The sequence below is a fragment of the Dyella sp. 333MFSha genome, from assembly GCF_900102405.1.
Lineage (GTDB): Bacteria > Pseudomonadota > Gammaproteobacteria > Xanthomonadales > Rhodanobacteraceae > Luteibacter > Luteibacter mycovicinus.
The window spans coordinates 79,840-103,085 of the sequence record NZ_FNBR01000002.1 but is presented as its reverse complement, the minus strand read 5'-3'; the positions used below and the strand labels follow the sequence as shown (position 1 = coordinate 103,085).

Here is a 23,246-nt window from a genome sequence, read left to right as displayed (position 1 = left end):
GAGACGTGGGTCGTGATCGGGATAAAGGACGGAGAATAGCCCAGATTGCGTTTTCTCCGTTGCGGCGCAACACTTCGGGGGATAGTCAGCCCTGGCTGACCGCTTCTTTCCCCAGCCAACAAAAGAGTCCCGTGAGCGAAAACGCAAACGCGCCGTTGCCTCTCAACGCGCCCTGGATCGTCATGAAGTTCGGCGGCACTTCGGTGGCCACCGCCGCACGCTGGCGCAATATCCTCGAGCTGGCCGCCAGCCGCCGCGCCGAAGGCGCGCGCGTGCTGATCGTGGTCTCGGCCCTGTCCGGCATTACGGACGGCCTGAAACAGCTTTGCACGCACACGGAATCGAAACGCCGCTCGGACGCGGCCGCCGCCCTGGCCGATCGCCACCACGCCCTGCTCGCCGAAATGTCGCTCGCCATGCCGGAGACGCTCGGCGCGCGCCTGGCCGATCTGGCCGGTCTTGCCGACAGCGGTGCCGGCGAGCTCGGTGAACTGGCCTGGCAGGCCCGTGTTCAGGCGCATGGCGAGCTGATGTCCAGCGCGCTCGGTGCGGCATTCCTCAGCGCGAACGGTCTGCCCACCACGTGGGTGGACGCGCGCGAGTGCCTGCATTCGGTGGCCTTGCCAAACCAGAACGAGCGGACCCGCCTGCTCTCGGCGATGGTCGAGCCGCATCACGATGCCGCCCTGACGGCCTCGCTGGCCGCGCGCGGCGAGGTCTTCATCACCCAGGGCTTCATCGCCTGCGACGAGGATGGCCGCACGGTGCTGCTCGGTCGCGGCGGTTCGGATACGTCGGCGGCTTATTTCGGGGCGCTGCTGGCGGCATCCCGCGTGGAGATCTGGACCGACGTGGCGGGCATGTTCAGTGCCAACCCGCGCCAGGTCGCCGGCGCGCGCCTGCTCCAGCGCCTGGACTACGAAGAAGCCCAGGAAATCGCCTCCACCGGCGCCAAGGTGCTGCACCCGCGCTGCCTGTCTCCGCTGCGCGAGCCCCGCGTGCCGCTGCTGATCAAGGACACCAACCGGCCCGAGCTGGAAGGCACTTTCATCGGTCCCGAGATCCGCGAACACGCACCCAGCATCAAGGCGATCAGCGCGCGAAAGGGCATCACGCTGGTCTCGATGGAGTCGGTGGGCATGTGGCAGCAGGTCGGCTTCCTGGCCGACGTGTTCGATGCCTTTCGCCGGCATGGTCTCTCCGTCGATCTGATCGGCTCGGCGGAAACCAATGTCACGGTGTCGCTCGACCCGACCGAGAACCTGCTCGATTCCGACGCCATCGCCGCGCTTGCCGCGGATCTGGCGCGCGTCTGCAGAGTGAAGGTGATCGCGCCGTGCGCGGCGATCACGCTGGTCGGCCGCGGCATGCGCTCGATGCTGCACAAGCTGTCGGGTGTGCTGGCCGAGTTCGGCCAGCTTCGCGTCCACCTGATCTCGCAGTCGTCCAACAACCTCAACCTGACCTTCGTCGTCGACGAGGACGTGGTGGACGACATGCTGCCGCGTCTGCACGAACTCCTGATCGGTGCGGGCGCCCTGCGCACGGACGACAGCGTGGTGTTCGGGCCGTCGTGGCAGGCCTTGTACGGTGCGGGCGAACAGGTGCTGCCGGCCGCCGCATGGTGGCAGGGCGAGCGCGTGAAGCTCGTCGACCTCGCGAAAGAGCGCACGCCGCGCTACGTCTATCATCTGCCGACCGTGCGTGCGCAGGCACGCCGGGTGAAATCGCTGCAGGCGGTGGACCGCGCGCATTACGCGGTCAAGGCCAATACGCATCCGGGCATCCTCAAGGTGCTGGCGGAAGAAGGCTTTGCCTTCGAGTGCGTCTCGCCGGGCGAGCTCGCCACCGTCTCGGCGGCGGTGCCCGAGAGCACGCCGCTGCTGTTCACTCCGAACTTCGCCGCGCGTCGCGATTTCGAAGCCGCGTTGCGGACGCGCGCGACCATCACCATCGACGCGCTGTATCCGATCGAGCACTGGAGCGATCTGTTCGCCGGTCGCGAGATCATTCTGCGCGTGGACCTCGGTCGCGGGCTGGGGCACCACGACAAGGTGAAAACGGGCGGTACCGGCAGCAAGTTCGGTGTGCCGATCGAGCAGATCGACCGTTTCCTGCGTCTGGCCGATGCCGCGGGCGCACGGGTGATCGGCCTGCATGCGCATCTGGGCTCGGGCATTCTCGATGCCGCGCACTGGGGCGAGGTCTACTCGCAGCTGGCGGCACTCGCGGAGCGTATCGGCACCATCACCGTGCTGAACATCGGCGGAGGCCTGGGCGTGCCGTCGCATCCGGGCGAGACCGCGCTCGACATGCCGGCGCTCGATCGCGTGCTGACCTCGGTACGTCAGGCCTATCCGCAGTTCCAGTTGTGGATGGAGCCCGGCCGCTATCTGGTGGCCGATGCCGGCGTGCTGCTGGCGCGTGTCACGCAGGAAAAGGAGAAGGGCGCCAACGTGCGTTACCTCGGTCTCGACACGGGCATGAACAGCCTGATCCGTCCCGCGCTCTACGATGCCTGGCACGAGATCGTGAACCTCACGCGCCACGGTGAAGCGGCGACCACGATGTACCAGGTGGTCGGCCCCATCTGCGAGTCCGGTGACATCCTCGGTTCGGACCGGCGCCTGCCGGAATCGAAAGAGGACGATGTGATCCTCGTGGCGCAGGGCGGCGCATACGGTGCCGTCATGTCGTCGCGCTACAACCTTCGTGACGAAGCCGACGAGGTGCTGCTGCCGTGACCGCCAACCTCACCGATCCACGCGGAAGCGAGCGCTTCCGCTTCGTCCGTCACACCTTCGTCGATGGTGTCGCCGAGCTGGTCTACGCCTTCGACGACGGCCTCGAGCTGATCGAGCGCGTTACGTTTCCGGGGGCGCCGGCGGTCCCGCCGGAGCGCGAGGCGGCGTTCGCGTCGGCACTCCGTCTGCTGCATATCGTCGCCGGTGTCAGCTACTACAAGGCGGGCATCCCGCCGTCGATCGTGATCGAAGGCGAGCCGCTCGACGAAGAGACGGCGACGCTTGCCGATGCGCTGTATCTGCATGGTCTGGCCGAGTTCGCCTATCGCAACCGGCTGGATCTGCGTGGGCGTATCGCGTTTCCGTTCGAAAGTCGCGATCGCGTCGCGGCCCCCGCGATCGGTTTGCCGGCACGCTCGTTGCTGCCGATCGGTGGCGGCAAGGATTCCGTGGTCGCCGTCGAGGCCGTGAAGTCGATCGGTGGTGACGCGACGGCGGCGTGGGTCGGCAATTCGCCGCTCATCGCCGAATGTGCGGCGCGAACCGGTCTGTCGACGCTGAACATTTCGCGCGAGCTGGCGCCGGGTCTGTTCGAACTGAACCGCCTGGGCGCGTGGAACGGGCATATCCCCGTGACGGCGATCAACTCGGCCATTCTGACGCTGGCGGCTCTGTTGTACGGCTACGACTCCATCGTATTCGCCAATGAACGTTCGGCATCGGTCGCCACGCTGGAATACGAAGGCCAGGAAGTGAATCACCAGTGGAGCAAGGGCTTCGGTTTCGAGAAGACCTTCCACGACTACCTGCATTCGCATGTCGCCGCCGATCTCGACTACTGCTCGCTCCTGCGACCGTGGTCGGAGCTCGCGGTGACCAGCGCATTCGCGCGCCTTGGCGCGGCGTATTTCGATGCGTTCTCCAGCTGCAACCGGAACTTCCGTATCCTCGGCCCCAAGCCGGCGGATCGCTGGTGCGGTCAGTGCCCGAAATGCCATTTCGTGTTTCTCGCGCTCGCGCCGTTCATGGCCAAACCGCGGCTGGTATCGATCTTCGGGCGCAACCTGCTCGACGACGACTCGCTGGCCGACGCGTTCGACGCGTTGCTCGAATACAAGAACCACAAGCCGTTCGAGTGCGTGGGCGAGGGCGCCGAAGCGCGCGCCGCGCTCGCGTCGCTGGCGGAGCGTCCGGAGTGGCGCGAAGACGCGCTGGTGTCGCGTTTCCGTCGCGAGATTCTTCCGCAACTCGACTCGTCCGAGCTCGCACTCGAGCCCTGGCTGAAGCCGGGTGCGTCGCACCTCGTGCCATCGCGTCTGCTCGGAGCGCTGGATGCGCTGGGCTGATCTCGAGGGGCGCCGCGTCGCCGTCTGGGGTTTCGGTCGCGAAGGGCGTGCGGCCCTCGACGCGCTGGCCCGGCATCTGCCGGGTCAGCTGGTCGATGTCTACTGTTCGTCCGACGAGGCGGCCGCGGCACGTGCTTCGTTTCCATGGGCGCACGTACATGACGTGGCCCCCGATGCCGATGCGCTCGCGTCGTACGACATCGTCATCAAGTCCCCCGGTATCTCCGCGTACAAGCCCGAACTGCTCGATGCGCAGGCGCGCGGCACGCGTTTTACATCGGGCACCGCGCTCTGGTTCGCCGCCCATGTGACGGCGAAGACCATAGCGGTGACGGGTACCAAGGGCAAAAGCACCACATCCGCTTTGATCGCGCATCTTGCGCGTTCGTTGGGTGCGCGCACGGCACTGGCCGGCAACATCGGCTTGCCAATGCTCGAGCTCGATGGCGAGAGCGCCGATCTGTGGGTGATCGAACTGTCGAGTTTCCAGACCGGCGAAGCGTTTGGTGTCGGGCTTGGCGTCGTCACCAGTCTCTACGAAGAACACCTCGACTGGCACGGCTCGCGCGAGCGTTACGTCAGCGACAAACTGAAGTTGCTGGCGTCATCCGCGCAGGTGCTGGTCAACGCGATGCAGCCTGCGTTGATGGCGCGAGCGGCGGGCCATCCCGGTCTGCATACGTTTGGCGACGAGGCACACTGGCATGTCGCCGACGGCTGGATTCGGCGTGGAAGCGAAAACGTGATCGGGGCGTCCGCCGTGTCCGCGCCGGGTCTTCACAACGCGGTCAACGCGTGTGCCGCCCTTGCCGCACTGGAGATCGCCGGCCTCGATGCGCGTGCCGCCGCGCCTGCGTTGTCCACCTTTGTGCCTCTGCCGCATCGGTTGCAGCCGCTGGGCGAGATCCATGGCCTGCGCTGGATCAACGATTCGATCAGCACGACGCCGCTGGCGAGTCTTGCCGCGCTCGAAAGCGTGGGAGCGGAACGTGTCGCGCTGATCGTCGGCGGGCACGATCGCGGTCTCGACTGGACGCCGTTTGTGGAAGCGATGCGCCTGGATGCGCCTGAGGCGATCGTGTGCCAGGGTGCCAGCGGTTCGCGTATCGCGGATGCGCTGGAGGCGGCGGGTGTCGCGAATGTTTATCGGGCAGCGGATCTCGCCGCCGCCGTCGGTGCCGCGCGTAACGCCCTGAGCGGCGAGGGCGTCGTCGTGCTGTCGCCGGGTGCGCCGAGCTTCGACCAGTTCAGGGATTATGCGGAGCGTGGCAAACGCTTTGCCGAGCTGGCGGGGTTTGAAGCCGGCGCGGCCCGTATTCAGGGGCTGGGCGTCAGCTGACGCCGTCGCCGACAGGCTGACGTGAGCCGCGGCGCATCAGGCCTCGACAGCCCCGAGTAAGGTCCCCACCACCGCCGCCAGTGCCGCATACAGCTCCGGCGGCACGTCGTCGCGCAGCCGCACGGCCGCCAGCAAGGTAGCGATCTGCGGATCCAGTTGCGGTGCGAGCCCCAGCGCCTGCGCGCGCTCCAGCATGTTTTTCACGCTGTCGGCGTCGACACGCTGGGTTTTCCCATTGCTGGTCGGCGTCGCGAGCCGCAGCGTGACACTGCGGCGCGGGGAGGGCAGGGACGGATTCATGCGCGGGCTTCGAGGAGGACCGCGCTATACGCGCTGGTCGGCACGGGCAGGCCGTGCATGCAGGAGAAATGATCGAGCTGCAGGCCGCTTTTCTCGAGCACGCGCCGCAGCGAGACGAATTCGGTTTCCAGGCGCGACACGGTGTCGGCCTGTTGTACCCACAGGCGCACCGACACGCGCGGTATGCGCAGCTGGATCTCACCCTGTACGGCGCCCAGCGCGGGCGGGTCGATGGCGAATCCGACCGTCCACAGGCCATCCGGCTCGCCAGGGCCTGGCTTGCCTTCCTCGATCCGCAACTGGAGCACGTCGTAACCGCGCGCGTTCGCCAGCGGCACTTCGATCATCCATAGTCCGGCCTGCGGCTGGGATTCCAGCTGACCGATCTCGACACGGGACAGTGCGGCACGTGTGTCGGTCCGTAACTGGCCGACCAGCGCGTCGACGTCGTCTTCGGTGATGGCGAATTCCGCCACGCGAGGCTGGGCAATCAGTGCGCGCTGGGCGAGCGGCGGGGGTGTGTCACCAAGCTGGCGCGGAAGTCCGGGGCCGGTGCTGACGCCCGATGCGCTTCGCGTCGGCGGAAGATCGGCCAGCGTGCGGCGGAGCGCCATCAATGCCGCCTTGAAATCGTCGGCCGCCGGGGTCTCTTTCGTCGGCTCGGCGAGATGGGATTCGAGGAAGCTGCCGCTCTTGGCGATGGCTTCCTTCATGCCCATCGGCGTGCTGACGTCATCGGGTCCGCTGATCGAAGCCTCGAGCGTGGCGAGTGCGGCTCGCAGGGGTGCCGGCAGCGAGCGGGCCACCGGGCTGCGCGCCAGTGAGGCCAGTGCGCCGAGCAGCGGCGCGTAACCATTCTGCAGCGGCAGCCGTTCGCGCAGTCCCTGCATCGTGACGCCTTCCTCGGGGTGGGCGATGAGGACTTCGAGCTGGGGCTGAGCGCCCTGGGTCAGGACGCGCACCTGAAACTGCTGGGGAAGCTGGGTGCCCGTGGTGTCGGCCTCCACCGTGATACCGCCGATGTCCAGCAGCAGCTTGCCGATGTCGTTCTGCCCCATGACGCGTGCCGTCAGCAGCGTACCCACCCGCCAGGCATCAACGGCCGCGGTGGTGCCCGCTGCCGCGCCGGCCCATAGCTGGGCGGCGATACTGGTCGGCTGGATGATCAAAGGGCAGGTCCTCCGAGGGCCTGGGCGGACCCCGGTCTGGGCTCGCTCCTGTGGCATAGGAATCGGCGGAAACGTGCGGAACTTTAGGTTGGCGCTTGCCGACACCTGTACGCGTAAACGGCGAGCGCGGTGGGCCGCCGCCCCGGCAAGGTAATGCTCTCCGTCCGCGCAGCGCCCGACCTGCAGGTCCGAAGGGCCGACTCCCGGTACACTACGCGGATGACCCAGCTTCCCTTCGAACTCCTCGCCACCGATGGCGCGGCCCGGCGTGGCCGTCTCCGATTCGGCCGCGGCACCGTCGAAACCCCGGCCTTCATGCCGGTGGGCACCTACGGCTCCGTGAAAGCCATGACCCCGCGCGATGTCCTCGACACCGGCGCGGAGATCATCCTCGGCAATACCTTTCACCTGTTTCTGCGGCCTGGCCTCGAGATCGTCGGCGAATTCGGCGGGCTGCATAAGTTCATCGGCTGGAACAAGCCGATCCTCACCGATTCGGGTGGTTTCCAGGTCTTCTCGCTGGCGCACAAGCGCAAGATCACCGAAGAGGGGGTGACCTTCGCCTCCCCGGTGGATGGGTCGAAGGTGTTCCTCTCGCCCGAGGAGTCGATGCGGATCCAGAAGGTGCTGGACTCCGACGTCGCGATGATTTTCGACGAATGCACGCCGTATCCGGCGACCGAAAAGGTCGCCTCTGACTCGATGGAGCTCAGCCTGCGCTGGGCCGAGCGTTCCCGCCAGTCTTTCGACCACCTGAAAAACCCCAACGCGCTGTTCGGCATCGTCCAGGGCAGTACGTACGAAAAGCTGCGCCACCGTTCGGCGGAGCGGCTGGTGGAGATCGGCTTCGACGGTTACGCCGTGGGTGGTCTGGCCGTCGGCGAGCCGGAGGCGGAGCGCAATCACACGCTCGACCTGACCCTGCCGATGCTGCCAAAGGATCGCCCCCGTTATCTGATGGGGGTGGGACGCCCCGAAGACATTGTCGAGGCCGTCCGTCGCGGCATCGACATGTTCGATTGCGTGATGCCTACGCGCAACGCGCGCAACGGGTTCCTCTTCACGTATGAAGGCACGTTGCGCATCCGGAACGCGAAGTTCGCTACCGATACCCGCGTGATCGAAGAAGGTTGCGACTGCTACGCCTGCGCCAACGGCTTCTCGCGCGCCTACCTGCGACATCTCGATCGCTGCAACGAGATCCTGGCCAGCCAGCTGGCGACGATGCACAACCTGCGGCACTACCAGCGCTTGATGGCCGGGCTGCGAGGCGCGATCGAGACGGGTACCCTCGACGACTTCGTTACCGCCTTCTATGCGGCCCGCCAAAAGGCCGTCGTCGACGGCTGACCGGGCTTGAGGGCGCTGTCCGGCGCCCCCAGAAGCCTTGACGAGTCCGGTACATAAGCACCGGGGCGCGTGGCATAATCCACGATCTTTTTACGTGAGCAGCCGCTTTTCCTTGGCTGTTCCATGACTTGCGAGATATCCGATGAGCCTTCCGACGTTCGCCGCCATTGCCCAGGCCACTGCCCCCGCTGCCGCACCCCAGGGCGCTCTGAGCTTCTCGCCGCTGATCATGATGGCGGTGCTGTTCGGCATCTTCTATTTCATGATGATCCGCCCGCAGATGAAGCGTCAGAAGGAGCACCGCAACCTGCTCTCGGCGCTGAGCAAGGGCGACGAGGTCGTGATGAGCGGCGGCATGGCCGGCCGTATCGAAGACGTGGGTGAGGCCTTCGTCCGTGTCGAGATCGCTCCGGGCACCGTCGTCCAGGTCCAGAAGAGCTCGATCACCCAGGTGCTGCCGAAGGGCAGCCTCAAGAAGTCCTGAGCTTCATCTCATCGCGTCAGCTGCGGCCGGCACCCGGCCGCCTCCACGGAATGTAAGGCATGAGTGATTTTCCACGCTGGAAATACGCGCTGGTTGTGATCGTATTGCTGTTCGGCATCGTCTACGCGCTGCCGAACGTCTATACGCCGCAGCCCGCCGTGCAGATCTCGGGTAACCACGGCAGCGCCGTCGACGCCACGCTGAAGACCAAGGTCGAGAGCATTCTTGCCACGGCCCACGTTCCGGCAGCGAGCGTCGACGTGACGTCGTCCGAGAAAGGCAGCCGCCTGCTGGCGCGGTTCGCCAGTGCCGACGCGCAGGCGAAGGCGTCCGACGCGCTTCGCGGCGCGCTCGGTGACGACTACACGGTCGCGCTCAACCTCGCCTCGACCGTGCCGTCGTGGCTGCGCTCGATCAACGCGTACTCGATGCCGCTGGGCCTCGATCTGCAGGGCGGTGTGCACTTCCTGATGGAAGTCGACCAGAACGCCGTGATCGACGGTCAGGAAACCCGCTACGCGGACGACGTCCGCTCGCTGCTGCGTGACAGGAAGATCTCGTACGACTCGGTGGCGCGCAATCCGCGCGGTCAGGGCATCGGCATCATCCTGCGCAGCGACGCCGATCGCCAGGCCGCCGCGTCGCTCATCGCTACCGAGTTCACCGATCTGACGGTTTCCGATGGTCCGTCCACGGGCAACCGCTTCACGCTCAATGCCGTGGTCAAGCCGGCCAAGCTGCGCGAGCTCGCTCAGAGCGCCATCACCCAGAACGTCACCACGCTGCGCCAGCGTGTGAACGAACTGGGCGTGTCCGAGCCGCTGATCCAGCAGCAGGGCCAGAGCCAGATCATCGTCGAGCTGGCCGGCGTGCAGGACACGGCCGAGGCCAAGCGTCTGATCGGCGCGACCGCCACCCTGGAATACCGCGCCGGCCTGTACACCCCGCAGCAGGCCATGGATGCCGCCCGCAGTGGCAGCGTGCCGCCCGACGCCAAGCTGTATTACGGCCGCGATCGTCGCCCGTACCTGCTCAGCAAGACCGTCATCGCCACGGGCGATCAGCTGACCTCGGCCGTCTCGGGTCGCGACCAGCAGAACGGCACGCCGAACGTCAGCGTCACGCTGAACAGCGCCGCCGCCCGCAAGATGCAGGACTTCACCAACGGTAACGTCGGCAAGCCGATGGCCGTGCTGTACATCACGCGTACCAACGACATCAAGATGGTCGACGGCAAGGAAGTGAAGACGCCGAAGACGACCGAGGAAGTCATCAACTACGCGAACATCAGCTCGCCGTTCGGCAAGCAGTTCTCGACCAACGGCCTGCCCAGCGACGCCGAAGCCTCCGATCTCGCCCTGCTGCTGCGCGGCGGTTCGCTCGCGGCACCGGTCGACATCGTCGGCGAAAGCGTCATCGGTCCCAGCCTCGGCGCGGACAACATCGACCGCGGTTTCAAGGCGGTGATGCTCGGCCTCGGCCTCGTGCTGATCGCCGCGGCCATCTACTACAAGCTGTTCGGCATCGTCGCGGACATCGCCCTGTTCTTCAACCTCGTCCTGCTCGTCGCGGTGATGTCGCTGATCCACGTGACGCTGACGATGCCCGGCATCGCCGGTATCGTGCTGACGCTGGGTATGGCGATCGATGCCAACGTGCTGATCTGCGAACGTATCCGCGAGGAACTCCGCAACGGCTCGTCGCCGCTCGCGGCTATCCGCACCGGTTACGACAAGGCGTGGGCGACGATTCTCGACGCCAACGTGACCCACTTGCTCGCCGCGCTCGGTCTGATGACCATGGGTTCGGGTCCGATCAAGGGCTTCGGTGTCACGCTCTTCATCGGTATCCTGACCTCGATGTTCACGTCGGTGACGGTGACCCATGCCATCACGGCGCTGATCCACGGCGGCCGCAAGCTCAAGACCCTGTCGGTCTGACGGGAGGACGCCATGGAAATCTTCAATCACAACTCGAACTTCAACTTCCTCGGTCTGCGCAAGTACAGCATCGGCCTCGCCGTGCTGCTTATGCTGGGCTCGATCGGCCTGATCCTGACCAAGGGTTTCAACTACGGCCAGGACTTCCTGGGCGGCGTCTCGGTCATCGTCGACTACGCGCAGCCGATCGAGGTCAACGAGGTCCGCGCCACGCTCGAAAAGGCCGGCATCGAAAACCCGCTGGTGCAGTCGGTCGGCGGCACGCGCGAGTTCAACGTGCGCATGTTGCCCAAGGACGACAAGGGCTCGGTCACGCTGGTCGGTGAGGAGGCGGCAACCAAGGTCTCCTCAGACATCATCGCCGCCCTGAAGACCACCCGCCCCGATGTGACGATGAAGAGCAAGTCCTTCGTCGGCCCGCAGGTGGGTGAGGAGCTCCGCAGCGACGGTATCGTCGCCGTCGCCTTCGTCATCATCGGCATTATGGGTTACCTGTGGATCCGCTTCGAGAAGCGCTTCGCCATCGCCGCGCTCGCCACCGAAGTCCACGACGTTCTCGTGACCCTGGGTATCTTCGCGCTGACCCAGCGTGAGTTCGACCTGACGGTGCTCGCCTCAGTGCTGGCGGTGGTCGGTTACTCGATCAACGATAAGGTCGTCGTCTTCGACCGTGTCCGCGAGCTGTTCCGCTCCAGCCGTAACGCCACGCCGGAAGAAGTGCTCAACCGTTCGATCAACAGCACGCTGTCGCGAACGATCATCACCTCGCTGTTCACCGGCATCACCATGGCCGCGCTGTTCTTCATCGGCGGTCCCGTCGTCCATGCCTTCGCGATCACCATGCTGATCGGTATCGTGGTCGGCACGCTGTCCTCGATCTTCGTCGCCAGCCCGATCCTTCTCTGGCTCGGCGTGTCGAAGCAGGACCTGATGCCCGTCAGCAAGGAAGACCCGGAACTGGCGCGCCGCCCGTAAGGCTGCTTCGTTCCGCTTCGGAAACCCGGGGGCTTCGGTCGCCGGGTTTTTTTTTGCCCTTGTAAATTGTGAGGGCTCGGCTGGCGCCATCGCGTTTGGCTTTGTCGCGGCGTGCGGTGTTGTCGGTAAGAGCCGGCGGAGGTGACCCTCGAGGCCACGCCTGCGGCGACCCCTCAGGGAAGGGCCGCTACCGCGGCCGTATGCTTATTGCCCTACGGGCGGGGTCGGGCTTCGCCTGGGGGTTTTCGAGTCGGCTGTCCCTGCCTCCCCGAAAACGGCCGGTCATCCCTGACCGGCCCCGCCTGCGCGGCCTCGTCCAGTCGAAGCCCTCGCCTGCGGCTACCGGCCTCGAGGGTCACCCCCGCCGTCTCTTTGGTGTACCGAGGTGGGTTGGTGGTCGAGCGGGGTGTGGCTTCTTCGCTTCGTTGGCTTTTCGCGCGCAGGGCGCGCTCCTACAGGCCGCCATGTATCCCCCCATTGCGGTCGCCGTGCGGTAGGAGCGAACCCTGTTCGCGAACCCTCACCCCGGCTAAGGCGAACGAGGCCATCCGAAACAGGCAGGCGAGCGGTCCCAGCCAACGAAGCGAACCGCCGCTCGACCCCACGCAACCTCAGTCCCCCAAAGAGCCGGCGGGTGCCACCCTCGCGTCCGGTAGCCGCAGGCGAGGGCTTCGACTGGGAGAGGCCCGCAGGGGGCCGGTCAGGGATGACCGGCCGTTTTCGGGGAGGCAGGGACAGCCGACTCGAAAACCCCCAGTCGGAGCCCGACCCGGCCGAAGGCCATTGATACACGGCCGCGGTAGCGGCCCTCCTTGAGGGGTCGCCGCAGGCGTGGACGCGAGGGTGGCACCCGCCGGCTCTTGAACGCGACATCACACGCCGCGGCAAGCCAAACGCGATGGCGAAGCCGAGCCCCCCAAAAAGACGACCACAAAAAAAGGCCCGCCACCGGCGAGCCCTCAGTTTTCACCCCATCCCTGAGATCAGAAGTCGTCCCTGTCCTCGGTGGCGCCTTCGGCATCGTTCGCAAGCGTGACGACGACGTAAGCGGAGCCCACGAGGGAAGCACAGAGCCATGCGTAAACCATCTGGATAGCCGTGCGCGGGATCGCGGCGGCGACCATGGGCGCGAGTGCCAGGCCGGCGATGCCGGCAATAGCGAGTACGGCCGCGACGGCCCACGCAAGGCGCCGCGACGGCGACGTGGTGGTGGTGAGATTCATTCGGTACTGCCCCTGTTCCCCTGTTTCGCGCCCTTCGTGAAGTCTATGTGAGGACGCTTGATGTAGGAAATACCCTACAAAATTCCGCAAGGCAAGTGACTTTTTCTGAACAATCGGTGGGATTTGCTGAGGGTTTCGATGCAAGAGAACCGGCAACCCTCCGGCTACGTTAGACTTTCCGCCCCATCGAGGTCACGGTACATGGCACAGCGCGAATTCCCCGGCTTTACCCTGAAGAGCAGTGCGATCCGTGAAGGCTCGCGCTACACGGCCCTGATCGCTTCCCATCCGGCGGACGGCAGCTTCCCGTCGTACTTCGCGGTCTACGAGAATCGCAGCTTCCGCGACGAAGACAGTGCCGCTGAGGCGGCGGAGAAGGCCCTCGGCCTGGTGCTGGGCGTGGACGACGACGGCGCGCCTGCGTTTGCCGAAGGCGAGACCGGCTTCGACGACGACCGGACGGACGACGCGGACGACTGATTCGCCGGCCCGCACCCGCACGGTCTGACCGCTCCCGCTGTCGATTCGCTTGACACGCCCCGGCGCCGCGGTGCGTCATAGGGGCGGCGGGGCAATGTGATCAGGGGATAACGAGCGGGCCATGACAAGCGAAGACGGGCTGTACAGGCAATTCGTCGAGGCGTCCGCCGACTGCATGAAGGAACTGGATCGGCACGGCGTGATCCGCTTTATCGCCGGCATGGGCAGCTCGGCGCTGACATCCGAGGAGCCGGAGCGCCTGATCGGCACGCGCTGGGTCGATCTGTGGCCGCCGGAAGCGCACGCGATGGTCACCCGGGTACTCGACCGCGCCCTGTCCGGCGAGCGCGTCGACTTCGTCGCGCCACGGCCGTCGGCGACCGGGGCGTCGCGCTGGTGGGAAGTGATGGTCGCCGGGGTCGTGGCCGACGACCGGCTCGACCATCTGGTCGTAATCAGTCGGGACGTGACCGAGAGGGTCGAACTGCAGGCCGCGATCGAGTCCATCAACGAACTGCTTCAGGACCGTCTCAACGAGACAGTCGCCCGCTCGGCCACCGCGTCGAGCCGGTATGGCTCACTGCTGGAGCGATTCGAGTCCGAGCACGGAGCGCGCCGCGACGCCGAAAACCGGCTCGCCGGCGTGAGCGAGCAACTCGCGATGGCGACCCACGCGCGCGACCTCGCCGAGGCGAGCGCTCGTCAGGCGCAGAAACAGCAGGCGGTCGGCCAGCTGGTCAGCGGCATCGCGCACGACTTCAACAACATGCTGCAGACGGTGATCGTCAGTCTTTCAGGACTGGAGGACGATGCCGCCGAACTGCAACCCAGGCACCGCCGCATGCTGACCTACGCGATGGAGGGTGCGCGTCATGCGACGGCGCTCACGCGTCGTCTGCTCGCCTTCGCACGCAACCACCCCTACCAGGCGGAACCGGTCGATATCGGTGTCCTGGTGGAGGGTTTTGCGGACTTCGCCCGCCATGCCCTTGGCGGCCGGGTCGGCATCGAGGTGCTTCGCCAGCCGGCACCACTGCCCGCGTTGCTCGACCGGCAGGGGCTGGAGCAGGCTCTGATGAATGTGTGCCTCAACGCCCGGGACGCCATGGAGGGCTTCGGCACCGTGGTCATCGAAGTGGGCGAGCGACGGGGCGACCCGGTATCTGCCAGCGCGATGCGCGATAGCGAAACCCTGCGTCAGGTCTTCATCACCGTGGCCGATACAGGGGGAGGGATGTCGGAGGAAGTCCGGCATCGCCTGTTCGAGCCGTATTTTACGACGAAGCCCGGTGGCTCAGGCCTGGGCCTGGCGCAGGTATACGGCACGGTGGCGCAGGCCGGCGGCGGGGTGGAGATCGAGAGCGACGCCGGCATCGGTACGCGCATTCGGCTGGTCTTTCCGCACTACGCCGGACTACTCGAATCCGGCGGGTAAAACGTGCAGTAATTGTGACGGAATTCCTCAACTATCGGCCGGTCCGGCCGATACGCACAGGGTTAGGAGGAAGCAAGTCATGCTGGTCATTATCGGGTCCATCGTCGTCCTCGTCTCCGTACTGGGCGGCTACGTTCTTTCACACGGCTCGATCGGTGCGCTCTGGCAGCCGTACGAACTGCTCATCATCTTCGGCGGCGCCATTGGCGCCTTCATCAGCGCCAACTCGATGGACATCGTCAAGGGCTCGGTCCGTGACGGCATCGCGCTGCTCAAGGGCCCGAAGTACCGCCGTCAGGACTATGTCGATCTGCTGTCGCTGCTCTACGACATCTTCATCAAGATGCGTAAGGAAGGGCAGCTCGGCATGGAAGCGCATATCGAGGATCCGGCGAACAGTTCGCTGTTCTCGGCGTATCCGCGTCTCATCGCGGAACATCACCTCATCGACTTCATCACCGACTGCCTGCGCCTCATCGTCGGCGGCAGCATGGATCCGCACGAGCTCGAGCAACTGCTCGACGTCGAGCTGGAGACGCATCATCACGAAGCGGCCGCTCCGGCGCATGCCGTGCAGAAAATGGCCGATGCGCTGCCTGGCTTCGGTATCGTGGCGGCGGTGCTCGGCATCGTCATCACCATGAAGTCGATCGACGGCGACGCGGCGGTTATCGGTGAGCACATCGCCGGCGCGTTGGTGGGCACCTTCCTCGGCATCCTGCTGTGCTATGGCTTCATCGGTCCCCTGGCGGCGGCGATGGAAGCGCGCGTCAACACCGATGGCAAGGCGTTCGAGTGCGTCAAGGTGGCGCTGCTTGCCAACCTTCGCGGTTACAACCCGATGGTCTCGGTGGAGTTCGCCCGCAAGTCGCTGCAGTCCGGCACCCGTCCGACCTTCCAGGATCTGGAAGCGCACCTGAAGGCCGCACGGTAAGTCCCGATGAGCGAGTTGAAGCAGGTCATCATTGTCCGCAAGAAAAAGGCGGGCGGCCACGGCCACCACGGTGGAGCGTGGAAGGTCGCGTACGCGGACTTCGTGACCGCGATGATGGCCTTCTTCCTCGTGATGTGGCTCGTCGGTGCGGGGACGAAACAGCAGCGCGCCGCCATCTCGGAATACTTCAAGAATCCGAGCATGACGGCGGGGCAGTCCACCATGGCGCCGTCGGGCAAGATGGGGCCCGGCGGTGCCAGCACCAGCATGATCAAGCTCGGTGGCGCGATGGACCTGCCCAAGGGGCCGGGTGACCAGCAGGCATTCGCCAGGCCGGCCACCGCCGCCGACGCCGAGAAGCTGGCGAAGGCGCAGGAAAAGCGCCGCCTCGAACAGCTGATGAAGGACCTCAACGAGGCGATCGCCAGGAGTCAGGCGATGGCCCCGTACAAGGATCAGCTGCTGCTCGATATCACGTCGGAAGGCCTGCGCATTCAGATCGTCGACAAACAGAATCGCCCGATGTTCGACACGGGCAGCGGTGCGCTGAAACCGTACACCGTGCAGATCCTGCACGAACTGGCCGGCTTCGTGAACCAGGTGCCGAACCAGATCAGCATCTCCGGCCACACGGATAATTCGCCTTACGTGCGCGCGAGTCAGGCTTACGGTAACTGGGAGCTTTCGGCCGACCGTGCCAATGCCGCGCGTCGCACGCTCACGGATGGCGGTATGCAGGCGGACAAGGTGGCGCGTGTCGTCGGCCTCGCGGCATCCGTGCCGTTCGACAAGAACGATCCGTCCTCGCCGATCAACCGACGCATCAGCATCGTGGTCATGACGCACGACGCGGCCAGGGCCGCGCTGTCGCCTGAGGTCGCATCGGTGCCGCCAGCCACACTGCCGCAGGCGGCGACGCTGCACTCGGCCGAGGAAGAGCACACCGCCGGCGGTGCCGCCGCCGCGGCGCCGCCGGCACCGCAGGCAGCGGTCGCGGGCAACGTCGCGCCTGCGCCTGCGGCGGCGCCGGCTGCGCCAGGCGGTTGACCGGGTGCCTTCGGGACGAAACCGAAGTCACTTGCAACAGTCATCTTCCCCGGTCAGTATCGGAGACGTGACAGGGGGGAGGAGTTGCAGTGGAAAACCAGAGCAAGTTCCGAGTGGTTGCGAAAGCGGTGAAACACAATGGTATCGGCGGTGAGCAGGTCTATCGCGCGAGCTACCGGATTCTCGATCACGTCGGTGAAGAAATAGAAGCCAATACCGGCACGCATGACTTCGTCGATATCACCAGCGCCTTCAATCAGGCGTTCGCGATGGGTCACGAGCGATTGCGTGAACTGAACACCGTCACCGTTCAATAACGTCGTCCGCGACGAAGAGGGTGGCGATAGCCCTCTTCGTTCGCCGGCATCGTCGGTCGGTCAACGTAGCGTGCGCAGTTCGTCGAGTTGCGCCGGTGTACCGACATTTCGCCAAAATCCCTCGAATTTTTCGCCAGAAAGGCGTCCCTGTGCGATCGCGCGCCGATACATCGGAAGCAGTTTGAACCTGCCCGGTGTCTCGTGTTCGACGATCTCCCGCCGGTAGACACCTACGTTACCGAACGTCAGGCGCTGCGCCGACGCGGGCGCGTCATCGCCATATAGACGTCCATCCCCGAGCGCGAAATCGCCCGCCGGATGGAAGTCCGGGTTGGGCACCATCACCAGATGCGCGACGCCTTCCGGTTCGGCCGGCAATGCCGCGTAGTCGATATCGCTCCAGATATCCGCACTGACGACGATAAACGGCGCGGTGCCGAGTAAGGGCAGCGCTTTGAGCATGCCGCCGCCCGTCTCCAGCGGCGTCGGGCCTTCATACGAATAGCGAAGCCGCACGCCCCACCGCGAACCGTCGCCGAGTGCCTCGGGGAATCGATCCGCCAGATGGGAGGTGTTGATCACGATGTAGCGGACATCCGCCGCCGCCAGCTTCTCGATATGGTGCACGATCAGCGGCTTGCCATGTACGTCGAGCAGGGGCTTCGGCGTGTGATCGGTCAGTGGCCGCATGCGCTCGCCGAGCCCGGCGGCGAGGATGAGTGCATGCCTCACGCGGGATTCGCCTGACGCAGGTCACGTCCGCCGATCTTCGCTTCGATCAGGTCCGCAAGGGGAGCGACATCCGCATGTCGGCGTGCGGTGTCGAGCACGTAGCGCAGGACGCGGGGAAGGTCGTCGAGATAGCCCGGTTTGCCATCGCGGTAGCAGAGGCGGCAGAACAGGCCCAGGATCTTGATGTGGCGCTGCAGTCCGGCGAGATCGAACCAGCGGCGGAAACGATCGGTGTCGACGGTCTCATCGAGCAGGCGCGCATCGAGCAGACGAAGGCGGTACGCCTCGACCCAGCCCTCCACGCGTTCGTTGTCCCAGACGATGTAGGCATCGCGCAGCAGCGATGCCAGGTCGTAGGTGATCGGCCCGGACATGGCGCCCTGAAAATCGATAATGCCGGGCGAGCGTTCCGTGGTGACCAGCAGGTTACGGCTGTGATAGTCCCGATGCATGAACGCACGAGGCTGTTCGGCCAGCGTGCGCAGGATCGCGGTGAAGGCTCCCTCGACGACGTCCCATTCCTCACAGGCCAGCGTGACGCCCAGGTGCCGTTCGAGCAGCCACGTCGGCATGATTTCCATTTCCATCGTCTGCCATGCGTGATCGAACGACGGCAGTCCCGATGTATCGACATGCGACTGCATGCGGAGCAGTGCGTCCAGCGCATCCCCGTAGAGCGCGTCGACGGTCGCGTCGCCGAGTTCGGGCAGATACGTACGCGTGCCGAGATCTTCGATCAGCAGGAAGCCTTGCCCGAGGTCCGCGACCATCACCGTGGGCACGTGCAGGCCCGCGTCGGCAAGACGTTTACCGATCTCCACCCATGGTGCGGGGTTCTCTTTGTCCGGTGGAGAATCCATCACGATCACCGGTTGTCCGTCGACGTAACCGCGCCAGTAGCTGCGAAAGCTGGCATCGGCGGAAGCGGGTTCGAGCACGAGCGTGGCTTGGCCGGTAGCGTGGCGCGCCCACGTAAGGCGGGCTGCGGAACGGTCATCGGAGACGGTCATGGATGATCTTTGCAGTGGACTGTGCGGGCAGCTTAGAGCCTTTGTGCAGACGTGTCATTGCACCGGATTGGTGCGTGACGTTTGACCAGTTGTTGTGCGTCGCAACATGTGGTTATTCTGCGTGAACGGGGTTCCTGCTCGGGGGTGAAACTTGATGGAAGGCGACTGTCGGCCGACGTCCATGACGCGGCGAGATCTCTTGCGAATGATCGGTGTGGCCGGGGGCGGCGCACTGATGTACCAGTCCATGACTCAGCTGGGTTTTGCGAAGGAATCGCCGTATCGGCGACCCTCGCCACTGCAGGGTTCGGGTAAGGGGACGGTGCTGATTCTCGGTGCCGGACTCGCGGGCCTGGTGGCGGCATACGAGCTGGGCAAGGCGGGCTACAAGGTTCAGGTGCTCGAGTACAACGCACGTGCGGGTGGCCGCAACTGGACGATCCGCGGCGGTGATGTCTACACCGAACTGGGTGGCCATACGCAGACCTGCGGGTTCGACAAGGACCAGTACTTCAATCCCGGTCCCTGGCGCATTCCCTACCATCACCATGGCGTGCTCGACTACTGCCGACAGTTCGGCGTTGCGCTCGAACCATTCGTGCAGGTGAATCACAACGCTTATCTGCACAGTACGAAAGCCTACGGCGGCAAGCCGCAACGGCTGCGCGAAGTCCAGGCCGACCTGCACGGCGGCATCGCCGAGCTGCTTGCCAAGGCGACCGGGAAAGGGCGCCTGGACGACATGGTAACGAAGGAGGATCGCGAGATCCTGCTCGAGGCCATGCGTGAGTTCGGCGGCCTCGACAAGGACTTTCGCTACGTCGCGGGCCGCGCGAGCAGCGAGCATCGCGGTTATGCGAAGCACGCCGGTGGTGGTGTCGACGGCAAGCCTGAGTTTTCGACACCCAATGGCCTCTCCGAAGTGCTTCAGGCAAAGCTCTGGGCCGGTCTGGGGATGAATGCGCAGTACGAATACCAGACGACGATGATGCAGCCGGTCGGCGGCATGGATGCGATCGGCAAGGCCTTTACGCAGCGCGTCGGCGAGCACATCGAGTACAACGCCAGGGTCACCGCCATCGCTCAGGACGAGCACGGCGTCACCGTGACCTACGAGGATGCGCGAAAGCCCGGTCAGCCCCGTCAGGCGAAAGCGGACTGGTGCGTGTGCACGATTCCTCTGTCGATCCTCAGTCAGATTCCCGTGCAGGTATCGCCGGCCAAGGCCGCCGCCATCTCGGCCGTGCCGTACTGGTCGTCGTCGAAGATCGGTCTGCAGTTCGATCGTCGATTCTGGGAAGAGGACGAGGCGATCTACGGCGGCATCAGTGTCACCGACACGCCGATCGGCATGATTTCCTATCCGAGCCATGGCATCGGCACGAAGAAGGGCGTGCTGCTCGGCTCGTATACGTTCGCGATGGAGGCCTTTGAATTCACCGCGCTCGATCCCGCCGCGCGTATCCGCAAGGCCGTCGAGTACGGCTCGCAGATCCATCCGCAGTACAAGACGTCATTCGAGAACGGCATGTCGGTCGCCTGGCACCGGGTGCCGTTCACGCTCGGCTGCTTCGGCGGCTGGACCGACGCGACGCGCGAAAAGCACTTCGCCGATCTCTGTTCGCTCGACGGTCGCATCGTGCTTGCCGGTGAGCACGCGTCCTATCTTCCTGCATGGCAGGAGGGCGCGATCCTGTCGTCGCTCTCGGCCATCGATCAGCTGCATCGCAAGGCGATGGCGGGAGGTCGCGCATGAGAGGCTTCGCTCTGGCCACCGCCGTCGCGGCCTTGTTGTCCGCCGGTATCGCGCAGGCAGCGCAGACCACCGATGCCGATTTTCTCGATGCGAAAGACATCTCGCACGTCACCGGTCAGCAGATCTTCACGCACATCTGCCAGGGCTGCCACATGCCCGACGGCAAGGGCGCGGTCGGTGCCGGGCACTACCCGGCACTGGCTGACAATCCGAAACTCGCCGCCGCCGCGTATCCCACCGTCATGGTCGTGAACGGGCGAGGTGGCATGCCCGCGTTCGGGAGGCAGCTGTCGGACGCCCAGGTCGCCGACGTGGTCAACTACGTGCGCACGCACTTCGGCAATCACTACGCCGATACCCTTAAGCCGGAAGACGTGAAGCCATTCCGTCCACCCGCCGACAACTCCGAGGAAGACTGACGCATGACCAAGACAAGCCGTCTCCTGCCGATCCTGGCCCTTCTTGCCACGACGCCCGCTTTCGCCGCCGACGTGGTCCGGCACAAGATCCCCAACAGCACCTTTCCGATTTCGGCCGCCGTGGAGATCCCGGCGGGCAAGACGCTGGTCTTCCTCAGCGGCGCGGTGGCGCCGGTCGCCGACGCGAGCGCGCCCAAGGACAGCCCGCAGGCCTATGGCGACACCAAGACGCAGACGGTGGGCGTGCTGACCTCGATCGAGAAGCAGCTCAAGGGCATGGGCCTGACCATGGGCGACGTGGTCAAGATGCAGGCGTTCCTGGTCGGTGACCCGGCCAAGGGCGGCAAGATGGACTTCACCGGTTTCATGGCGGGCTACACGCAGTTCTTCGGCACGGCGGCCCAGCCCAACCTGCCGTCGCGTTCGGCGGTGCAGGTGGCGGCCCTCGCCAACCCCAGTTTCCTTGTCGAAATCGAGGTCACCGCCGTTCGTCCGTGACGCACCTGACGGGGCGGTGGTACTAAGCCGCCGCTCCGCCGTGTACGCTTCGTTTCTTTTGGAAGCCCGGGCGCCTCATGGCTCTTACTCCTGATCCGCGGATCGGCATCATCGGTCTCGGTTACGTTGGACTGCCGCTTGCCGTCGAATTCGGCCGGCACTTCGATACCCTCGGTTTCGACATCGCACCGGCACGCCTCGCCGAGCTGCGCGCTGGCCACGACCACACCCTGGAAGTCACCGGCGAAGCGCTGAGCGCCGCCGCGCGCCTCCGCTACACCGGTGACGTGACCGATCTAGCCGACCGCAACGTCTATATCGTCACCGTGCCCACGCCGATCGACGAGGCGCAGCGGCCGGACCTCGAGCCGCTGGAGAAAGCCTGCCGCATGCTCGGTGGAGTGCTCACGCGGGGCGACCTGGTCATCTTCGAATCCACCGTCTATCCGGGTACGACCGAAGAGATCTGCGTGCCGATTCTCGAAGCGGGCTCCGGACTGGTCTTCAACGTGGACTTCCACTGCGGCTACAGCCCCGAGCGCATCAATCCCGGCGACCACGCCCGCCGTGTGGTGGATATCCGCAAGCTCACCTCGGGCTCGACGCCCGATGCCGCCGACCGCGTGGATGCGCTGTACCGCACGATCATCACCGCCGGTACGCACAAGACCTCATCGGTACGCATCGCGGAAGCGGCCAAGGTGATCGAGAACGTACAGCGCGACGTCAACATCGCGCTGGTCAACGAACTGGCCCTGATCTTCAACCGTCTTGGGATCGACACGGGTGAGGTGCTCGAGGCGGCCGGAACGAAGTGGAACTTCCTGCCGTTCCGTCCGGGTCTGGTGGGCGGGCATTGCATCGGTGTCGACCCGTATTACCTCACGCACAAGGCGGAGGTCACGGGATATCACCCGGAACTGATCCTCGCCGCGCGGCGGATCAACAGCCGCATGGGCACATACGTGGCCGACCGCGTCATCCGCCTGATGAGCGAGCGGCGCCTGCACATTGTCGATGCACGCGTGCTGGTGCTCGGGTTCGCCTTCAAGGAAAACTGCCCGGACCTGCGCAATACGCGGGTGATCGACATCGTTCGCGATCTGGAGCAGTCGATGGCCCGGGTCGATGTCTACGATCCGTGGGTCGATAACGAAGAGTGCGCCCGCGAATACGGCGTGCGTACGATCGAGGCAATTGAAGAGGGCGTCTACGATGCGGTCATCGTCGCCGTGGCGCATGACGAGTTCCGTGCGTTCGGTCCGGAGAAGATTCGCGCGTTCGGTAAGGCGGGTGCGGTGGTGTACGACGTGAAGTCCGTGCTGCCTCAGAACAGCGTCGACGGGCGCCTGTGAGTGAGCGAAAGAACTTGCGGTTCTTCGCTTCGCATCAACCTTGCTGAATGCCGTCATGGCAGTTTTTACGAACGTATTGACTCGCTCAGCCGGAACGGCGACGTTGTGTTCCCGCCCACTGGAACAGGAACGCAACATGACGCTCACCACCGGAAGCACCAACCGCAAGGGTTCGCGGGCCCTCGGCATTCTCGTGATGGCTGCCGCCTTCATGGCGCCTCTGGCCGCCAACGCTTATGACCATCATCCGGTTCCGCCGCATCGCCCGGTGCATCATCGCCACCAGGTCTGCAAGCCGGTACGCGTGTACGATCATCATCACCACTATCACACCGAGCGTCGCTGCCACTGGGTGAACTGATCGCTCACGGATGTGGAAATGGAAAGGCCAGG

Annotated in this window: 22 protein-coding genes; 17 read left to right on the top strand and 5 right to left on the bottom strand. The window is 65.3% G+C overall.

Annotated elements, in window-relative coordinates:
* Nucleotides 1-131: 131 nt before the first annotated feature.
* The 3 genes from BLT40_RS07780 to murD are packed head-to-tail and all read left to right on the top strand — an operon-like array spanning nucleotide 132 to nucleotide 5,429.
* Nucleotides 132-2,744: a bifunctional aspartate kinase/diaminopimelate decarboxylase gene (locus tag BLT40_RS07780; protein WP_255363976.1), complete on the top strand. Its 2,613-nt coding sequence runs from the start codon at nucleotides 132-134 to the stop codon at nucleotides 2,742-2,744.
* On the top strand, nucleotides 2,741-4,090 hold the full coding sequence (gene murL / locus BLT40_RS07775; protein WP_090352590.1) for a UDP-N-acetyl-alpha-D-muramoyl-L-alanyl-L-glutamate epimerase: 1,350 nt from the start codon (nucleotides 2,741-2,743) through the stop codon (nucleotides 4,088-4,090). The genes BLT40_RS07780 and murL overlap by 4 nt, the downstream gene beginning before the upstream one ends.
* Nucleotides 4,077-5,429 carry a UDP-N-acetylmuramoyl-L-alanine--D-glutamate ligase gene (gene murD, locus BLT40_RS07770; RefSeq protein WP_090352589.1) on the top strand — a complete coding sequence of 451 codons (1,353 nt, stop codon included), beginning with the start codon at nucleotides 4,077-4,079 and terminating at the stop codon, nucleotides 5,427-5,429. The genes murL and murD overlap by 14 nt, the downstream gene beginning before the upstream one ends.
* Nucleotides 5,430-5,465: 36 nt before the next feature.
* Here the strand turns inward: murD and BLT40_RS07765 are convergent, their stop codons facing one another.
* Together BLT40_RS07765 and BLT40_RS07760 are read right to left on the bottom strand one after the other, a co-directional pair.
* On the bottom strand, nucleotides 5,466-5,729 hold the full coding sequence (locus tag BLT40_RS07765; protein WP_036110839.1) for a hypothetical protein: 264 nt from the start codon (nucleotides 5,727-5,729) through the stop codon (nucleotides 5,466-5,468).
* The gene (locus BLT40_RS07760) at nucleotides 5,726-6,898 is read right to left on the bottom strand and encodes a flagellar hook-length control protein FliK (protein ID WP_090352588.1); all 1,173 of its coding nucleotides are present in this window, start codon (nucleotides 6,896-6,898) and stop codon (nucleotides 5,726-5,728) included. Before BLT40_RS07760 ends, BLT40_RS07765 begins: the two co-directional genes overlap by 4 nt.
* Before the next feature lie 219 nt (nucleotides 6,899-7,117).
* Here BLT40_RS07760 and tgt point away from each other — a divergent pair, with 219 nt between their 5' ends.
* The 4 genes from tgt to secF all read left to right on the top strand — a co-directional run bounded on the left by tgt (nucleotide 7,118) and on the right by secF (nucleotide 11,647).
* Entirely contained in the window at nucleotides 7,118-8,248 is a 1,131-nt protein-coding gene (gene tgt / locus BLT40_RS07755; RefSeq protein ID WP_090352587.1) for a tRNA guanosine(34) transglycosylase Tgt, read from the top strand.
* A gap of 142 nt (nucleotides 8,249-8,390) precedes the next feature.
* The gene (gene yajC, locus BLT40_RS07750; RefSeq protein WP_036110847.1) at nucleotides 8,391-8,732 is read left to right on the top strand and encodes a preprotein translocase subunit YajC; all 342 of its coding nucleotides are present in this window, start codon (nucleotides 8,391-8,393) and stop codon (nucleotides 8,730-8,732) included.
* Nucleotides 8,733-8,791: 59 nt separating this feature from the next.
* Nucleotides 8,792-10,672 carry a protein translocase subunit SecD gene (secD, locus tag BLT40_RS07745; RefSeq protein ID WP_079522588.1) on the top strand — a complete coding sequence of 627 codons (1,881 nt, stop codon included), beginning with the start codon at nucleotides 8,792-8,794 and terminating at the stop codon, nucleotides 10,670-10,672.
* A 12-nt stretch (nucleotides 10,673-10,684) separates the two neighbouring features.
* Nucleotides 10,685-11,647, top strand: a complete 963-nt coding sequence (secF, locus tag BLT40_RS07740) for a protein translocase subunit SecF (RefSeq protein WP_036110852.1) — start codon at nucleotides 10,685-10,687, stop codon at nucleotides 11,645-11,647.
* Nucleotides 11,648-12,630: 983 nt separating this feature from the next.
* Here secF and BLT40_RS07735 read toward each other — a convergent pair.
* Nucleotides 12,631-12,870 carry a hypothetical protein gene (locus BLT40_RS07735; protein WP_036110855.1) on the bottom strand — a complete coding sequence of 80 codons (240 nt, stop codon included), beginning with the start codon at nucleotides 12,868-12,870 and terminating at the stop codon, nucleotides 12,631-12,633.
* Between the two features lie 201 nt (nucleotides 12,871-13,071).
* Here BLT40_RS07735 and BLT40_RS07730 point away from each other — a divergent pair, with 201 nt between their 5' ends.
* The 5 genes from BLT40_RS07730 to BLT40_RS07710 all read left to right on the top strand — a co-directional run bounded on the left by BLT40_RS07730 (nucleotide 13,072) and on the right by BLT40_RS07710 (nucleotide 17,083).
* Nucleotides 13,072-13,350 carry a hypothetical protein gene (locus BLT40_RS07730; RefSeq protein WP_036110859.1) on the top strand — a complete coding sequence of 93 codons (279 nt, stop codon included), beginning with the start codon at nucleotides 13,072-13,074 and terminating at the stop codon, nucleotides 13,348-13,350.
* Between the two features lie 121 nt (nucleotides 13,351-13,471).
* The gene (locus BLT40_RS07725; protein WP_090352586.1) at nucleotides 13,472-14,785 is read left to right on the top strand and encodes a two-component system sensor histidine kinase NtrB; all 1,314 of its coding nucleotides are present in this window, start codon (nucleotides 13,472-13,474) and stop codon (nucleotides 14,783-14,785) included.
* A 79-nt stretch (nucleotides 14,786-14,864) separates the two neighbouring features.
* Entirely contained in the window at nucleotides 14,865-15,719 is an 855-nt protein-coding gene (gene motA, locus BLT40_RS07720; protein WP_036110862.1) for a flagellar motor stator protein MotA, read from the top strand.
* 6 nt (nucleotides 15,720-15,725) lie between these two features.
* Nucleotides 15,726-16,766, top strand: coding sequence for a flagellar motor protein MotB (gene motB / locus BLT40_RS07715; RefSeq protein ID WP_090352585.1), 1,041 nt, complete (start codon nucleotides 15,726-15,728; stop codon nucleotides 16,764-16,766).
* 89 nt (nucleotides 16,767-16,855) lie between these two features.
* On the top strand, nucleotides 16,856-17,083 hold the full coding sequence (locus BLT40_RS07710; RefSeq protein ID WP_036110866.1) for a hypothetical protein: 228 nt from the start codon (nucleotides 16,856-16,858) through the stop codon (nucleotides 17,081-17,083).
* Nucleotides 17,084-17,143: 60 nt separating this feature from the next.
* Here the strand turns inward: BLT40_RS07710 and murU are convergent, their stop codons facing one another.
* A complete protein-coding gene (gene murU / locus BLT40_RS07705; protein ID WP_090352584.1) occupies nucleotides 17,144-17,815 on the bottom strand; it encodes an N-acetylmuramate alpha-1-phosphate uridylyltransferase MurU in 672 nt (223 codons plus the stop codon).
* Nucleotides 17,812-18,825 (bottom strand): aminoglycoside phosphotransferase family protein, encoded by a 1,014-nt coding sequence (locus BLT40_RS07700; RefSeq protein ID WP_090352583.1) that lies wholly within the window; start codon nucleotides 18,823-18,825, stop codon nucleotides 17,812-17,814. Before BLT40_RS07700 ends, murU begins: the two co-directional genes overlap by 4 nt.
* 154 nt (nucleotides 18,826-18,979) lie before the next feature.
* Between BLT40_RS07700 and BLT40_RS07695 the strand changes: the two genes are divergently transcribed.
* From BLT40_RS07695 to BLT40_RS07675, 5 genes are all read left to right on the top strand, one after another.
* Nucleotides 18,980-20,581, top strand: coding sequence for a flavin monoamine oxidase family protein (locus BLT40_RS07695; RefSeq protein WP_218124537.1), 1,602 nt, complete (start codon nucleotides 18,980-18,982; stop codon nucleotides 20,579-20,581).
* Nucleotides 20,578-21,000 (top strand): c-type cytochrome, encoded by a 423-nt coding sequence (locus BLT40_RS07690; protein WP_090352581.1) that lies wholly within the window; start codon nucleotides 20,578-20,580, stop codon nucleotides 20,998-21,000. Before BLT40_RS07695 ends, BLT40_RS07690 begins: the two co-directional genes overlap by 4 nt.
* Before the next feature lie 3 nt (nucleotides 21,001-21,003).
* The gene (locus tag BLT40_RS07685; RefSeq protein WP_090352580.1) at nucleotides 21,004-21,498 is read left to right on the top strand and encodes a RidA family protein; all 495 of its coding nucleotides are present in this window, start codon (nucleotides 21,004-21,006) and stop codon (nucleotides 21,496-21,498) included.
* A gap of 77 nt (nucleotides 21,499-21,575) precedes the next feature.
* Entirely contained in the window at nucleotides 21,576-22,853 is a 1,278-nt protein-coding gene (locus tag BLT40_RS07680) for a nucleotide sugar dehydrogenase (protein ID WP_090352579.1), read from the top strand.
* Nucleotides 22,854-22,989: 136 nt separating this feature from the next.
* The gene (locus BLT40_RS07675; RefSeq protein ID WP_090352578.1) at nucleotides 22,990-23,214 is read left to right on the top strand and encodes a hypothetical protein; all 225 of its coding nucleotides are present in this window, start codon (nucleotides 22,990-22,992) and stop codon (nucleotides 23,212-23,214) included.
* The last annotated feature ends 32 nt before the right edge of the window (nucleotides 23,215-23,246 follow it).